At 60.3% G+C, this 14,516-nt stretch carries 18 protein-coding genes; 11 read left to right on the forward strand and 7 right to left on the reverse strand.

The window, feature by feature from the left end:
• Nucleotides 1-61: 61 nt before the first annotated feature.
• Nucleotides 62-1,240, reverse strand: coding sequence for a DNA recombination protein RmuC (locus tag PH552_RS20510; RefSeq protein WP_183762500.1), 1,179 nt, complete (start codon nucleotides 1,238-1,240; stop codon nucleotides 62-64).
• A 186-nt stretch (nucleotides 1,241-1,426) separates the two neighbouring features.
• Between PH552_RS20510 and def the strand changes: the two genes are divergently transcribed.
• From def to arsC, 6 genes are all read left to right on the forward strand, one after another.
• Nucleotides 1,427-1,942 carry a peptide deformylase gene (gene def / locus PH552_RS20515; protein ID WP_112343675.1) on the forward strand — a complete coding sequence of 172 codons (516 nt, stop codon included), beginning with the start codon at nucleotides 1,427-1,429 and terminating at the stop codon, nucleotides 1,940-1,942.
• Nucleotides 1,943-2,008: 66 nt separating this feature from the next.
• Nucleotides 2,009-2,269: a FitA-like ribbon-helix-helix domain-containing protein gene (locus tag PH552_RS20520; protein WP_112343676.1), complete on the forward strand. Its 261-nt coding sequence runs from the start codon at nucleotides 2,009-2,011 to the stop codon at nucleotides 2,267-2,269.
• 15 nt (nucleotides 2,270-2,284) lie between these two features.
• Nucleotides 2,285-2,704 carry a type II toxin-antitoxin system VapC family toxin gene (locus PH552_RS20525; protein WP_183762503.1) on the forward strand — a complete coding sequence of 140 codons (420 nt, stop codon included), beginning with the start codon at nucleotides 2,285-2,287 and terminating at the stop codon, nucleotides 2,702-2,704.
• A gap of 72 nt (nucleotides 2,705-2,776) precedes the next feature.
• Nucleotides 2,777-3,724: a methionyl-tRNA formyltransferase gene (gene fmt, locus PH552_RS20530; RefSeq protein WP_183762506.1), complete on the forward strand. Its 948-nt coding sequence runs from the start codon at nucleotides 2,777-2,779 to the stop codon at nucleotides 3,722-3,724.
• On the forward strand, nucleotides 3,724-4,530 hold the full coding sequence (gene truA / locus PH552_RS20535; protein ID WP_112343679.1) for a tRNA pseudouridine(38-40) synthase TruA: 807 nt from the start codon (nucleotides 3,724-3,726) through the stop codon (nucleotides 4,528-4,530). Before fmt ends, truA begins: the two co-directional genes overlap by 1 nt.
• Entirely contained in the window at nucleotides 4,508-4,909 is a 402-nt protein-coding gene (arsC, locus tag PH552_RS20540; protein ID WP_183762509.1) for an arsenate reductase (glutaredoxin), read from the forward strand. Before truA ends, arsC begins: the two co-directional genes overlap by 23 nt.
• A 9-nt stretch (nucleotides 4,910-4,918) precedes the next feature.
• Here arsC and PH552_RS20545 read toward each other — a convergent pair whose 3' ends face one another.
• The 3 genes from PH552_RS20545 to dapD all read right to left on the reverse strand — a co-directional run bounded on the left by PH552_RS20545 (nucleotide 4,919) and on the right by dapD (nucleotide 7,714).
• Nucleotides 4,919-5,518 (reverse strand): hypothetical protein, encoded by a 600-nt coding sequence (locus PH552_RS20545; protein ID WP_112343681.1) that lies wholly within the window; start codon nucleotides 5,516-5,518, stop codon nucleotides 4,919-4,921.
• Entirely contained in the window at nucleotides 5,505-6,698 is a 1,194-nt protein-coding gene (gene dapE, locus PH552_RS20550) for a succinyl-diaminopimelate desuccinylase (RefSeq protein ID WP_183762512.1), read from the reverse strand. The genes PH552_RS20545 and dapE overlap by 14 nt, the downstream gene beginning before the upstream one ends.
• A gap of 158 nt (nucleotides 6,699-6,856) precedes the next feature.
• Entirely contained in the window at nucleotides 6,857-7,714 is an 858-nt protein-coding gene (gene dapD / locus PH552_RS20555; RefSeq protein ID WP_113249815.1) for a 2,3,4,5-tetrahydropyridine-2,6-dicarboxylate N-succinyltransferase, read from the reverse strand.
• A 214-nt stretch (nucleotides 7,715-7,928) separates the two neighbouring features.
• Here dapD and PH552_RS20560 point away from each other — a divergent pair, with 214 nt between their 5' ends.
• Entirely contained in the window at nucleotides 7,929-8,801 is an 873-nt protein-coding gene (locus tag PH552_RS20560; protein WP_112343684.1) for an LOG family protein, read from the forward strand.
• A 62-nt stretch (nucleotides 8,802-8,863) separates the two neighbouring features.
• Here the strand turns inward: PH552_RS20560 and PH552_RS20565 are convergent, their stop codons facing one another.
• Nucleotides 8,864-9,499, reverse strand: coding sequence for an EF-hand domain-containing protein (locus PH552_RS20565; protein WP_113249814.1), 636 nt, complete (start codon nucleotides 9,497-9,499; stop codon nucleotides 8,864-8,866).
• Between the two features lie 113 nt (nucleotides 9,500-9,612).
• Nucleotides 9,613-10,317 carry a pyrimidine 5'-nucleotidase gene (locus PH552_RS20570; protein ID WP_113249813.1) on the reverse strand — a complete coding sequence of 235 codons (705 nt, stop codon included), beginning with the start codon at nucleotides 10,315-10,317 and terminating at the stop codon, nucleotides 9,613-9,615.
• A gap of 217 nt (nucleotides 10,318-10,534) precedes the next feature.
• On the opposite strand from PH552_RS20570, the gene PH552_RS20575 reads away from it, so the two are divergent.
• The gene (locus tag PH552_RS20575) at nucleotides 10,535-11,305 is read left to right on the forward strand and encodes an isocitrate lyase/PEP mutase family protein (RefSeq protein WP_183762515.1); all 771 of its coding nucleotides are present in this window, start codon (nucleotides 10,535-10,537) and stop codon (nucleotides 11,303-11,305) included.
• 48 nt (nucleotides 11,306-11,353) lie between these two features.
• Here the strand turns inward: PH552_RS20575 and argB are convergent, their stop codons facing one another.
• Entirely contained in the window at nucleotides 11,354-12,241 is an 888-nt protein-coding gene (gene argB / locus PH552_RS20580) for an acetylglutamate kinase (protein ID WP_112343688.1), read from the reverse strand.
• A 291-nt stretch (nucleotides 12,242-12,532) separates the two neighbouring features.
• On the opposite strand from argB, the gene PH552_RS20585 reads away from it, so the two are divergent.
• The 3 genes from PH552_RS20585 (at nucleotide 12,533) to PH552_RS20595 (ending at nucleotide 14,449) form a co-directional block, all read left to right on the forward strand.
• Complete coding sequence (locus PH552_RS20585) at nucleotides 12,533-13,072, forward strand: sigma-70 family RNA polymerase sigma factor (RefSeq protein WP_113249811.1); 540 nt, start codon at nucleotides 12,533-12,535, stop codon at nucleotides 13,070-13,072.
• Nucleotides 13,069-13,782, forward strand: a complete 714-nt coding sequence (locus tag PH552_RS20590) for an anti-sigma factor (RefSeq protein ID WP_113249810.1) — start codon at nucleotides 13,069-13,071, stop codon at nucleotides 13,780-13,782. The genes PH552_RS20585 and PH552_RS20590 overlap by 4 nt, the downstream gene beginning before the upstream one ends.
• Before the next feature lie 109 nt (nucleotides 13,783-13,891).
• A complete protein-coding gene (locus PH552_RS20595) occupies nucleotides 13,892-14,449 on the forward strand; it encodes a fasciclin domain-containing protein (RefSeq protein WP_183762518.1) in 558 nt (185 codons plus the stop codon).
• Nucleotides 14,450-14,516: the final 67 nt, after the last annotated feature.

Genomic DNA, 14,516 nt, shown 5'->3' on the forward strand with positions numbered 1-14,516 from the left:
GAAGGCCGCCTCATGTCTTTGTGGATCATGCGTCGATTGGGCGCGACACTGCCCGAAGCGATCAGTCCTCGTCAACTACCCTGAGCTTGAGTTGGTTGGTGCGGTTGTCGACAGGCTTGGGCCTGTCCTCCGTGCGCGCCTTCATCGGCTCTTTGGCGGTCTCGAATTCCAGCGCCTCTATGCGCTCGCCGCGCCTCGCCAGCTTGTCGGCCGAGGTCACGATCATGTCGACATCCTTCTGCGCCATGGCGAAGTGGCCCTGCAGCTTGCGCACGCGTTCATCCAGGCGTGAAAGATCGTCCATCAGATGCGCCACTTCGCTCTGGATGACATGAGCCTGCTCGCGCATGCGCTGATCCTTCAGGACAGCCTGGATGACCTGGATCGACAGCATCAGCAGCGAAGGTGAGACGATGACGATGCGGGCACGCTGAGCCTTCTGCACGATCGCCTCGAAATTCTCGTGGATCTCGGCGAAGATCGACTCGGACGGCACGAAGAGAAAGGCTGTATCCTGTGTTTCCCCAGGGATCAGATATTTCTCCGAAATGTCGCGAATATGCAATTCCAGATCCCGGCGGAACTGCTGTGCGGCGATCTTGCCATGTTCGGGACTGCCGGCGCTGCGGATGGCGTTCCAGGCCTCCAAAGGAAACTTTGCATCGATGACAAGCGGTGGCGAGCCGTTGGGCATGCGAACGGTGCAGTCCGGCCGCGAGCCGTTCGAAAGCGTCGCCTGGAATGTATAGGCACCCATCGGCAGGCCGTCGGCAATAATAGTCTCCATGCGCGCTTGACCGAAAGCGCCACGCGTCTGCTTGTTGGAGAGAATGGCCTGCAGGCCGACGACATCCTTTGCGAGCGTCTGGATATTGGTCTGCGCCGCATCGATGACGGCAAGCCTCTCCTGCAGGCGGCGCAGGTTCTCATGCGTCGAGCGCGTCTGCTCACCGATCGTCGCCGTCACCCGCTGCGACATGCCGTCGAGACGCTGACCGATGGCCTGATTGAGCTCGGCCTGCCTGGAGCCGAAGACTTCGGCCATGGTGGCAAGCCGCCCCTGCATCTCCGCCTGCGACCGCAGCAGCGCCGCCATCGTGTGCTCGGTATCGAGCTCATCGTCCTCCGCCCTTGCCTTGCCGCGGACGAAAAGGACGATGACTGCGATCGCAAGCAGGATGACGAGGCCGGTCAGGACCTGAACCGTGGAAATGGCTTGACCGAAGATGATGAAGGACATGAAACCTGGGGCGCTGATGGAGTTCTTTGCGCAAGCATAGCAAAATTGTTGTGAATATCCAGATCAAACCGTGAACAAAATTTCGAGGCCACCCGCTGCCGTTCGGATTGCTGCCGTTGAAAAAACACCGCCTCACCGCCATCTTGGCGATTCCATCGCACAACAAGATGCGTTATGGGAAACGTCATGACGATCAAGCCACTCATCATTTTGCCCGACCCGCTGCTCCGCCAGGCTTCCAAACCCATCGAGCAGATCGATACCGAAATTCAGCGCCTCGCCGACGACATGCTGGAAACCATGTATGACGCGCCGGGCATCGGCCTTGCCGCGATCCAGATCGGCGTTCCCCGCCGCATGCTGGTCATCGACGTTGCGCGCGAAGGCGAAGAGAAGAAGCCGCTGGTGTTCATCAATCCAGAGATCGTCGCGTCTTCGGATGAGCGCTCGGTCTATGAAGAGGGCTGCCTCTCCATTCCGGATTACTATGCGGAAGTGGAACGTCCCGCGCGCGTCACCGTCAAGCATCTCGACCGCGACGGCAAGGAGCTGGTCACGGAAGCCGAGGGCCTGCTTGCAACCTGCGTGCAGCACGAGATCGACCACCTGAACGGCGTCCTCTTCATCGACCATATCTCGCGCCTGAAGCGGGAGATGGTGATCAAGAAGTTCACCAAGGCTGCCAAGTCGAAGGCTCTATAATCCCCGGCCATTGAAAGATCGGCCTGAGACGCCTATGATATCATTGATATCAAAAAGGAGGCGCGAATGAGTGATCTGTTGTTGCGCGGCATCGACGACAGCTTGAAGAAGCAGTTGCAGGCCAATGCCAGCAGGCATGGCCGCAGCCTCTCGGATGAGGCAATCTCCCTGTTACGTCAGTCGCTCGGGCGCGAGCGGGATGGAAGCAAGTCGGCGGGGCAGCGATTGAGAGCCGTTCTCGGCGTAGAAAAACTTAGCGAAGAAGAAATCGAGGCGATCAACGCGTTTCGAAATGCGCCGGATCGCGAGCCGCCCCATTTCGAATAGCCCTGTGGCCTGCGCATGATCGTTCTGGACACGAATGTCGTATCGGAGCTGCAAGGGCGGCTGCATAGCGAACGTATATTGTCCTGGCTTGATAGCGTCGCCATCGAGGCCGTTTTTCTGACAACCATCACCATCGGCGAGATCCGGTTCGGACTGGAGCTCCTGGCTGACGGGAAGCGCAAGGCGGCATTAATTGCGGAGCTGGACGCGATAGAGGCAGAGTTTTCGGGCCGCGTTCTGGGATTTTCGAGCAATGCTGCCCATCAATACGGAATAATCGCCGCTCAGCGCCACAAGATTGGGCGAAGGATGGAAACGAAGGACGCCATGATCGCCGCCATCTGCCTTGCAAACGGCGCGGCATTGGCGACGCGCAACACAAAAGACTTCGAGGGGCTTGATCTCGAGCTCATAAACCCGTTTGAAGGCGGCTAGCGTCTGACCCCGATGGCGCGTGCCGTCGCTACCGGGTCATTCGAAACTTGATATCTCAGCCGGAGGGATCGCATGTCGCTCGACATTATTTTCATGGGAACGCCCGAATTTTCCGTGCCGACACTGCGGTCCTTGATCGATGCCGGACATAAGGTTCGCGCCGTTTACACGCAGCCACCGCGCCCCGGCGGCCGGCGCGGGCTCGACCTGCAGAAATCGCCGGTGCATCAGGCGGCCGAATTGCTGGGCCTGCCGGTCTTCACGCCCGTCAACTTCAAGGATCCCGACGAACGCCAGCGCTTTCGCGATCTGAATGCCGATGTCGCCGTCGTCGTGGCCTATGGCCTGCTGCTGCCGGAGGCAATCCTGACCGGTACGCGCCTCGGCTGCTACAACGGTCACGCCTCCCTGCTGCCGCGCTGGCGTGGTGCGGCTCCTATCCAGCGGGCGATCATGGCTGGCGACACCAAGACCGGCATGATGGTGATGAAGATGGACAAGGGGCTCGATACCGGGCCGATCGCTTTGACACGCGAAGTGGAGATCGGCGACACCATGACTGCGGGTGAACTGCATGACAAACTGATGCTCGTCGGCGCAAAGGCCATGGCCGAGGCCATGAACAAGCTGGAGCATGACGAGCTGCCATTGACCGCGCAGCCATCCGAAGGCGTTCTCTATGCCGCAAAGATCGACAAGAGCGAAACCCGCATCGATTTCGGCAAGCCGGCGGCCGATGTTCACAATCATATTCGCGGCCTGTCGCCTTTTCCCGGTGCATGGTTCGAGGCCGACATCGCCGGTCGTCCCGAGCGCATCAAGGTTTTGGGCTCGGAATTGGCAGAGGGCAACGGAGCCTCCGGTCAGGTCCTGACGGATGATCTCGTCATTGCCTGCGCTTCCGGCGCCGTCAGGCTGACAAAGCTGCAGAAGGCCGGCGGCAAGCCCCTGGCAGCAGCCGATTTCCTGCGCGGAACGCCGATCGCGCCGGGCACCGTGCTCGCCTCGGAGCAAGCCTGATGCCGCGTTACAAAATGACCGTCGAATATGACGGCATTCCCTATGTCGGATGGCAGCGCCAGGAAAACGGCCCCTCTGTGCAGGGCGCGATCGAGGGCGCCATCCTGTCCTTGACGGGCGAGACGGTTTCGATCCGAGGAGCAGGGCGTACCGATTCCGGCGTGCATGCCATGGGTCAGGTCATGCATGCCGACCTCTCCAGGGAATGGAAGGCCTATACGCTGCGCAATGCTCTGAATGCCCATCTCAAGCTTGCCGGTAACCGTATTGCCATTCTCGATATCGTCGAGGTCGACCAAAGCTTCGATGCACGCTTTTCAGCCATTCGCCGTCACTATCTCTATCGCATCATCGCCCGCCGCGCGCCTCTCGCATTGGAAACCGGCCGTGCATGGTGGGTGCCGAAGGATATGGACCACGAGGTCATGCATGCCGCGGCGCAGACCCTTGTGGGACGGCATGATTTCACCACCTTCCGTTCGGCACATTGCCAGGCGAATAGCCCGGTGCGCACGCTCGATAGGCTGGACGTGACGCGCAGCGGCGAGCTGATCGAGATCCGCGCCACGGCGCAAAGCTTCCTGCACAACCAGATCCGCTCCTTCGCCGGCACCTTGAAGCTGGCGGGCGAGGGCAAATGGACGCCCGGCGATGTGCGCGCGGCGCTCGAAGCTAAGGATCGCAAGGCCTGTGGCCCCGTCGCCCCGCCGGACGGGCTCTATTTCATGCAGGTGGATTATCGCGACGATGCCGGTCTGCCGGGCGGCGAGAGGGAGGCTGCCGATGACGGTGACGATCTATCATAACCCCGCTTGCGGCACGTCGCGCAACACGCTGGCGATGATCCGGCAGTCCGGGGAGGAGCCCGTCGTCATCGAATATCTGAAGACGCCGCCCAGCCGGGAAGAGCTGGTGAAGCTCGTCTCTGCCATGGGCCTGACCGTGCGCGACGTTCTGAGGGAAAAGGGAACGCCCTATGACGAGCTTGGTCTCGGCGACCTCGATCTCACCGACGATCATCTGCTTGACCGGATGATCGAATATCCGAGCCTGATCAATCGCCCGATCGTGGTCACGGAAAAGGGCGTGCGCCTCTGCCGCCCTTCCGAACGCGTGCTCGATATCTTGCCGAATCCGGATATCGGTCCCTTTGCCAAGGAGGATGGTGAGGTCGTGGTCCGGTAGACACGGGCCTCAACCCGGCGGATAAACCCCAAGGAAACGCTGCAGGAAATCCGTCAGCAGCAGGTTTGGAATGAGCAGCATCAGCGTCAGCGTGCCGACGAAAAGCGGATGCGTGCCGCAGATCATCCTGAGGATGCGCGCTAGCGCAAAGATGGTGGCCATCGTCAGCGCCAGTGATAAAAGTGCCGCCAAGGCCTTCGAACCGGGGACGAAGACGATCATGGCGACGAGCAATGCGTTCAGATAATTCGCCGGCACGAAAAGCCAGTTCACGGTAACGACGATCGGTGTGAACTTGTCGCCGAAACGGAAGACCAAAAGCAATAAGCCAGCGAGAATGGGGGGTGTCAGCCAGTTCGCAGCCTCGACCAGCGCAAGACGCAGAAAGAAGGCGAGGCCGGTGGATGTTTCGGGCGGCATGGCCGTCAGATAGGCCTGCTGCCACCATAACCATGAAATGCCGATCGACGGCAGGCTCCAGAGGATGGCCCAGAAGGAGCGCAGCATGCCGCGGTCCGATATGTCCAGATACTGGAAGCCGCGCGCATCCATGCGGATCAGCAGCCATAGACCGGATAGATAATATTGGACTTCCCTAAAGGTCGGCATTCTCGAACCAGCGCTGGATGAAGGTCTGGTAGATCTCGGTCAATGTTTCGAGATCCGAGAGCGCCACTCGTTCGTCGACCATATGCATGGTCTGGCCGACAAGCCCGAATTCCACGACGGGGCAGTAGTCCTTGATGAAGCGTGCGTCGGACGTGCCGCCGGTCGTCGACAGCGCCGGCCTTTGACCGGTGATGTTTTCGATGGCGGAGGAGAGCGAGGCGATCAGCGCATTGTTGCGCGTCAGGAAGACCTGGCTCGGACGCTCCGACCAGACGATGTCGTATTTCGCCGGCGGACGGCCGGGGCGCAGCGTCTGATCTGCCGCGGCCGCATCCAGGCGTGCGATGATTTCAGCCTTCAGCGTATCGGCAGTCCATGTGTCGTTGAAGCGGATGTTGAAGGCAGCGGTTGCCTTGGCGGGAATGACGTTGGTGGCGGCATTACCGACGTCGATGCTTGTCACTTCGAGGTTCGACGGCTGGAAGCTGTCCGTACCCGCATCAAAGGGTGGATCGAGCAGCGCTTCCGTCAGCTTGATGATGCTGCGCACCGGGTTGTCGGCAAGATGCGGATAGGCGGCGTGGCCTTGAACCCCGTGAACGGTGATGGTGCCGGAGATCGAACCGCGGCGGCCGATCTTGATCATGTCGCCGAGCCGGTCGGGGTTGGTCGGTTCGCCGACGAGCGAGGCATCCCATGTCTCGCCGCGCTCGGCCGCCCATTGCAGCAGCTTGACCGTGCCGTTGATTGCTGGCCCTTCTTCGTCGCCGGTGATGAGGAAGGAGATCGAGCCGGCGGGCTTGCCATGCTTCTCGATATGACGCGCAACCGCTGCCACGAAGCAGGCAATGCCGCCCTTCATGTCGACGGCGCCACGGCCGAAAAGCTCGCCATCGGCGATTTCGGCGGCAAAGGGCGGATGGCTCCAGGAAGCGGCATCGCCGACCGGAACGACATCTGTATGGCCGGCGAACATCAGATGCGGTCCGTCTGTGCCGAGCCGCGCATAGAGATTTTCGATATCGGGCGTTCCCGGCTCGCTCGCCGTCATGCGCTCGATCTTGAAGCCAAGCGGTGCGAGCATGTAGGCAAGCGCGGTCAGCGCGCCACCCTCGGCAGGGGTAACGGAGGCGCAGCGGATCAGGGTCTGCAGGTTTGTGATGGGATTGGTAACAGTCATCGGAGGCAACTTATCCGGCGGGAAATGGCAAAGCGATGGCAAAGGATCGGTGACGACTCGAAAATCTTTGCAGCGATTCCAGCAATCGCACAGGCATGCTCACCCGGCAAGCATGAGGGAAGCGCGATATGGCAACCGCGCTTCCGAAAATTCCAAAATCAGTCGCGCAGCAGCTCGTTGATGCCGGTCTTCGAGCGGGTCTTTTCATCGACGCGCTTGACGATGACAGCGCAATAGAGGCTCGGGGCCGGCTGGCCGTTCGCCATGGTATTGCCGCTCGGCAGCGCGCCGGCGACGACGACCGAGTACGGCGGAACTTCGCCATAGGTGATCTCGCCGGTGGCACGATCGACGATCTTGGTGGACTTGCCGATGAACACGCCCATGCCGAGCACCGAACCTTCACGGATGATGCAGCCTTCGACGACTTCGGAGCGGGCGCCGATGAAGCAATTGTCTTCGATGATGGTCGGGCCGGCCTGCATCGGCTCCAGCACGCCACCGATGCCGACGCCGCCGGAAAGATGCACATGCTTGCCAATCTGGGCGCAGGAGCCGACCGTCGCCCAGGTGTCGACCATGGTGCCTTCCCCGACATAGGCGCCGAGATTGACGAAGGACGGCATCAGGATGGCGTTGGGGGCGATATAGGCGGAATGACGCACGACGGCGTTCGGCACGGCGCGGAAGCCGGCTTCGCGGAAGCGGTTTTCACCCCAGCCTTCGAACTTCGAGGGAACCTTGTCCCACCAGGTGGCGCCGCCGGAGCCGCCTTCGACGATCTTCATGTCGTTGAGGCGGAAGGAGAGCAGAACCGCTTTCTTGAGCCATTGGTTGACGGTCCAGTTACCATCCGCACCACGCTCGGCGACGCGAACCTTGCCGCTATCGAGGAGATTGAGCGCCGTCTCGACGGCGTCGCGCACTTCGCCGCGCGTCGACGTGTTCACATTGTCGCGATTGTCGAAGGCGGCCTCGATGGACTTTTCGAGGGAGGCGAGATCGTTAGCGCTCATGGGAATTCCTTAAAACGTCAGTGCCTATCGTGATTTCCGGCAACGGTCCGGAAGCGGTCGATTGGTCCTATAGCATGGAGTTTGAAAATGGAATGTCTTTTCCGCGCCGATTGAGCTTGGATTCAAGGCGTTGTAGGGGCATATGCAAGAGCTTGGCGGTTTTCGTCCAAGGGCGGGAACGGCCCGTCATGATCGTTTCGAAAGGCATGAATAGATGAGCAAGGCGAAGAGCGGCAGGCTGAGGCGTAAGGACGGGGTTTGGGACCCGTTGAAGACGAGCTCGGCGGACAAGCAACGGGCCGAGTCGGTGCCGCGCACGCCGCAGTCGATGTCGCCGTCCTACCGTCTTGCCTATGCCGATGAGGATTTCCTGTGCCGTGAGGAACTGCGGCCGATCCGCTTGCAGCTGGAGCTGCTGAAGACCGAAATGTCGCTCACCGAGCGTGGCATCAAATCGACCGTCGTCATGTTCGGTGGCGCGCGCATTCCCGCCCCCGGCACCAATGCCTGGGCCGCCCGCAACGAGGTGCAGCGCGCCAATCTCGAAGCGGCATCGGTCTATTATGAAGAGGCACGCAAGTTCGCCCGGCTTTGCTCCCGCTATTCCGCCGGCTTCGATTTCCATGAATATGTCGTCGTCACCGGCGGCGGCCCAGGCGTGATGGAAGCAGGCAATCGCGGCGCGGCCGAAGAAGGAGCGCCCTCGATCGGCCTCAATATCGTGTTGCCGCACGAGCAGGCACCGAATGCCTATGTGACGCCGGAACTCAGCTTCAATTTCCACTATTTCGCGATCCGCAAGATGCATTTCATGGTGCGCGCCAAGGCGATCGCGGTATTTCCGGGCGGCTTCGGCACGCTCGACGAATTATTCGAGTGCCTGACGCTGATCCAGACCGGCCGCATGGAGCGCCTGCCGCTCATCCTATTCGGCGAGAAGTTCTGGCGCAGCATCATCAATTTCGAAGCGCTGGCGGAGTTCGGCACCATCGCGCCAGACGATGTCAACCTGATCAGCTTCGTCGATACCGCAGACGAGGCCTGGAAGATCGTCGCGGATTTCTACGAGCACGATAACGGGCACTGACAAGGAGAAGCCCGCCGTCGCATGGGCGAGGGCGGGCTCCCGGAGCGGACTGATCGATCGGTTTACAGCAGTGGGCGGTCCGGCATGTCGTCCAGCGAGATCACGCCGTCATGGTTGCGATCCATACGGTCGAAGAGCTTGTTGGCGGCGTCTTCGGCTTCCTGCTTGCTGATCTGGCCGTTTTCATCCTTGTCGATGCGATGGAACATCATCATTCCGCGCATCAGGCCTGCTTCGTGCATGAAGCGGCCATGGTGTCCGTGATGGCGCGGTTCGTTATTGCCGCCATTGTCGTCGGCCCCAGCCTGATCGCCCTTGCTCTGATCGTTCTGGGCCTGACTATTGCCCTGATCGCCATCTGCCTTGGCGCGCTCGGCCTTCCATTCCTTGATGCGTTCCTGGCGATAGGCGCGCAGTTCGCCGGGCGTGATTTCGCCGTCGTGATTCGTGTCGATCTGGTCGAAGATCTTGTCGACGCCGGCCTTCACCTCATCCCGCGTGACCTTCGTGTCGCCGGGCTGGCCGAATTGCTTCAGCATGCGCACATAGACGATTTCCGGTGAAAAGCGTGGTCCGTGCCAGCGTCCGCCATGCCCGCCCCGTGCTTCCTCGCTCTGCGCTGCAAAGCTTGCCTGGGCGGCAGCACCCACCAGAAGGGCGGCGGAAAGTCCCGCAAGAAGAAATTTTTTCCCGTTCATCGTTTTTCCTTTCGTGTCGAGGAATGGTCAAACGATACGGCTGATGGTCGAAAGCGACCAATTAAACCTCTGTAAGGCGGATGAAACTTTCGTAACCCCGCCCTGATGAGTGGTTAAATCAACGCCTTGAGGAAGCTCGTCAGGTCGTCGGTTACATAGTCGATATGATCGTCCTCGCCCGTGGTGCGCTCCCACCATTCGACGACGGTCGTCTCGAGGTTTTGGGGCACCAGCAGCACGGTTTTCATGCCAAGTGCCTTGGGTACGGTGAGATTGCGCGGCAGGTCCTCGAACATGGCCGCTCTCTTCGTATCCACGCGGTTGAGGCTCATGAACTTGTCATAGGTCGAGCCGGCGGGTTTCGGCACGTAGTCGGCCGCAACGATATCGAAAATGTCGTCGAAACTGTCGAGAATGCCGAGCGCACCGGCCGTCGCCTGGGCATGCTTGACGCTGCCGTTGGTGAAGATGAACTTGCGTCCCGGCAGCGCTTTGATGGCGGCGGCCAGCTCCGGCTGCGGCATCAGCGCCGAATAGTCGATCGCATGCGCCTTTTCGAGAAAATCATTGGGGTCGATTCCATGATGGATCATCAATCCCTGCAGGGTCGTGCCGTGCTCGAGGTAATATTGCTTCTGCAGCTTGCGCGCGTCCTCCCTCTCCATCTGGAGGAGGGTGGAGACATAGGCGGTCATGTTCTTGTCGATCTGGGCAAAGAGATCGACATGATGCGGATAGAGCGTGTTGTCGAGATCGAATACCCAATCGCGGATATCGGAGAAATCTGACGGTTCGGATAATGTTTTTGCGTGGTTCATGGAGAGCTTATCGCACGCTCTCTCCTGAAAGGGGAAGGAAAATATACATGCCGCAGCATGCGGACCATATCGAGGAGATTGCCGTCCACTTCAATGCCAGCTATGATTTTACTATTGATTTCCGGGCTTTTACTCTATTTTCCATGTGAGGGAGGGCTTACGCTTTCTTGGGTTATGGAGAGAAACTTGCCCGGCCGGGCTTTTCGGAGGGGATACGATGAGTCAGGTGGAAAAGGCACAGGAATTCGCGCGGCTGCACAAGAAGGGTGAGCCGGTGATCCTTTTCAATATATGGGATGCGGGCTCCGCCAAGGCCGTTACGGAAGCAGGTGCGAAGGCGCTGGCGACGGGAAGCTGGTCGGTTGCCGCGGCCAATGGTTTCGGCGATGGTCAGGCGATACCCTTGTCGCTGCTGGCGGTGACCGCCAAACTGATCTCGGTGACGAGCCCGCTGCCCCTGTCGGTCGATTTCGAGGGCGGTTATGCAGTCGAACCCGAAGACGTCGCCGCCAATGTCGAAAAGATCATGGACCACGGCGCCGTCGGCATCAATTTCGAGGATCAGGTGATCGGCGGCCAGGGCGTTCACCCCATCGAGACGCAGGCGGCACGCATCCGTGCAATCCGCGACATGGCCGATCGCCGCGAGATGCCGTTGTTCATCAACGCCCGCACCGATCTGTTCCTGCAGGAAAGCGATACGGCGCATCATCAACTCCTGCTGGATGATGCCTTCCGTCGCGCCGATGCTTTTGCCGAAGCGGGTGCCAGCGGCTTCTTCGCGCCCGGGTTGGTCGATCCGGAATTGATCGGCGCGCTCTGCGAACGCTCCCCTCTGCCCGTCAACATCATGGTGCGTCCGACCACGCCCGATAACGAGACGATGGCAAGATTGGGCGTCAGCCGCATAAGCTATGGGCCAGCGCCCTACCGATCGGTCATGGGAATGTTGAAAAGCGAGGCCGAAGCCATCTACCGGTCGTCCTGAACGGCCTGGAGGCGCTCCACAGCTCTTCCGCGGAGCGCCTGAACCGCATCACGGAACGATCAGCGTGCCGGCGCCGTGCTCGGTGAAGATTTCGAGCAGCACGGAGTGAGCTGTCTTGCCGTTGAGGATGACGACGCCCTGAACACCGGCCCTGATGGCGTCGATGCAGGTCTCGACCTTGGGGATCATGCCGCCGGAAATCGTGCCGTCGGCGATCAGCGCGTGCGCCTGTGCCACAGACAGCTCCTTGATGAGCTGGCCCTGCTTGTCGAGCACGCCCGGGACGTCGGTCAGGAACAGCAGGCGCGTGGCGCTGAGCGCGCCGGCGATCGCGCCGGCAAAAGTGTCGGCATTGATGTTGTAGGTCGCACCGTCGCGGCCGGGAGCGACCGGGGCGATGACCGGGATCATCTCGGACTTGGCAAGCAGGTCGAGCAGGGTGCGGTCGACTTCGACCACCTCGCCGACGAAGCCGAGATCGAGCACGCGCTCGATGTTGGAGTCCGGATCCTTGATGGTCTTGTGCGCCTTTTCGGCGAAGACCATGTTGCCGTCCTTGCCGCAAAGGCCGATCGCCCATTCGCCGGTCTGGTTGATCAGCGCGACGATTTCCTTGTTGATCGAGCCGGCAAGCACCATTTCGACGATCTCGACCGTCTTCTGGTCGGTGACGCGCAGTCCGCCTTCGAACTTCGATTCGATGCCCATCTTCGTCAGCATGGCGCCGATCTGCGGGCCGCCGCCATGGACGACGATCGGGTTGACGCCCGATTGCTTCAAAAGGGCGATATCGGCGGCAAACGCCTTGCCGAGTTCGACGTTGCCCATGGCGTGGCCACCATATTTCACGACGATGGTCTTGTTTTCATAACGCTGCATGTAGGGCAGCGCCTGTGCGAGCAGGTTGGCTTGGAGTTCGCTTTGGGCTTCGGACATGGTGCACCCTTCGAAATTGTTCGCGGGCCTTTTATCTCAAGTTCTTGACAGAGGGAATAATCATATCGGGATTAAAGCATGTCGTTGTTGCAAAGGTGTGCAGCGCTTTTGCGACAACGACATGCGCAAAATCAAATACCTGGAGCGCGAAAAGCGTATCCGGATAGATCGCTCCGCGCTTTCGTTGACGCTATGTCACATCAGCGTCGCCGAAATTGATGGCCTCCGCACGTTTGCCGAAGCGATTTTTTCTTCTAAAGATGGTGCAGGCGTCGCACCCCGGGGATTTGGATGGCGAGCGAGGAGACGGAAGCGCTGATCGGCCGCATCGCCATGCGCGACCAGAAAGCCTTTGCGGCACTCTACAAGCGTACCAGCCCGAAACTTCTCGGTGTTTGCCTGCGTATCGTCGGCAACAAGGCGGATGCGGAAGAGGTTTTGCAGGAAGCCTATATCAAGGTCTGGCAGCGGGCCGAGCAATTTGCTGTTGCGGAAGGGTCGGCAATGGCCTGGCTGATGACGATCGCGCGCAATCGCGCCATCGATTTCGTGCGGGCACGCAAGCCCATAGCCGACGAAATAGATACGGCGTACGATCTTGCCGACCTGGAACCCGGTCCTGAAGAGCAAGCAATCGTGAAGGGAGAGGGAAGGCGGATTGACAGGTGCATGGAAGAGTTGGAAGCTGATCGTGCACGGGCCGTTCGCAGCGCCTATGTCGAGGGCTTGAGCTACCAAGAGCTCGCCGACCAACACGCTGTCCCATTGAATACTATGCGCACCTGGCTGCGCCGAAGCCTGATCAGACTGAGAGAGTGCATGGACCGATGAGTACGCCCGATCAAAGCAAGGGAGGCCGCTCCCGCGATGAAGTCCTGGCCGGAGAATATGTGCTTGGCGTGCTTTCCCTGGAGGATCGGCAGAAGGTCGAGCGCCGCATGCGCAGCGACCGCCAGTTTGCCGCCATCGTCAGCCGCTGGGAGCAGAACCTCTCGGAATTCAACGAGGAATATGAGGCGGTGACGCCTGCGGCCGCCGTGTTCCCGAAGATCGAAAAGAGGATTTTCGGAGAAGTGGCGTTCGGCGCCCATCTGTGGAATTCGCTGATGCTATGGCGCTCGGTCGCTTTCGGCTCGCTGTTCTTGGTCGCCGGCGTACTCGTGTTCGCCATCACGAATGAAGGCAGCTTGCGCACGAACCCTGGCAAACAGCTCACCGCATCCCTTGCCGGCCAGAACAGTCCCTTCAATCTCCTCGCCAATTACGACGTCGCCAATGGGCGCCTGAAAATTACACCGGTCGCCGCCGGCAAGCCCGAGGAGAAATCGCTGGAGCTCTGGCTGATTCGCGGCAGCGATCCCGCCGAGGCGCTGGGCATACTGCCACCGACCGGCGATGGCGAAATCGTCTTGTCGCCGGAACTTCACGCCAAATTGACTGAAGGCGCCATCATCGCCGTTAGTGTGGAGCCCTTTGGCGGCTCGCCGACCGGCAAACCGACGGGCGATGTGGTCGCTTCCGGTACGATCCACTTGCCCTGAGGAATTTCGGCTCCCGAAAAACGATCGCGGCTGAAACTCTCTGCCAGCGTGCTCCGTATCTTCTTCCGACCCCGCCTGATCGGGGCAACAGAGAGGAAGAGGAGACATTATGATCAAGACCGTTTTTCGCATTGCTGCCGCTGCCGCAATGCTGTCGGCCGCAAGCAGCCTAGCCTATGCCAAGGACCCGATGGTGGGCGGTGCTGCGATGTATGCCAGCAAGAACATCATCCAGAATGCCGTCAATTCCAAGGATCACACGACCCTGGTCGCAGCCGTCAAGGCGGCCGGCCTCGTCGATACCCTCGAAGGAAAAGGCCCTTTCACCGTCTTTGCGCCGACCAATGAAGCCTTCAAGCAACTGCCAGCAGGCACGGTCGAAACCCTGCTGAAGCCCGAGAACAAGGAGAAGCTGGTCAAGGTGCTGACCTGCCACGTCGTCGCCGGTGATGATATGGCTGCCGCCATCAAGAAATGGGCAATGAGCAAGGGCGACGAATACGATCTGAAGACGGTCGGCGGCTGCACGATCAAGGCCATGGACAAGGGCGGCAAGCTGACGTTGACTGACGAGGCCGGCGGCATTGCCCATATCACCATTGCCGACGTCAAGCAGTCGAACGGCGTGATCCACGTCGTCGACAAGGTGTTGTTGCCGAAGATGTAATCCTTAGCGGCAACACGGCCGCCGTCGCCTTATGCGGGGTCGGGCGGCGGCGGCCTCATTCGACCGG

It is taken from the genome of Rhizobium aureum (assembly GCF_030182495.1).
GTDB lineage: Bacteria > Pseudomonadota > Alphaproteobacteria > Rhizobiales > Rhizobiaceae > Rhizobium > Rhizobium tropici_C.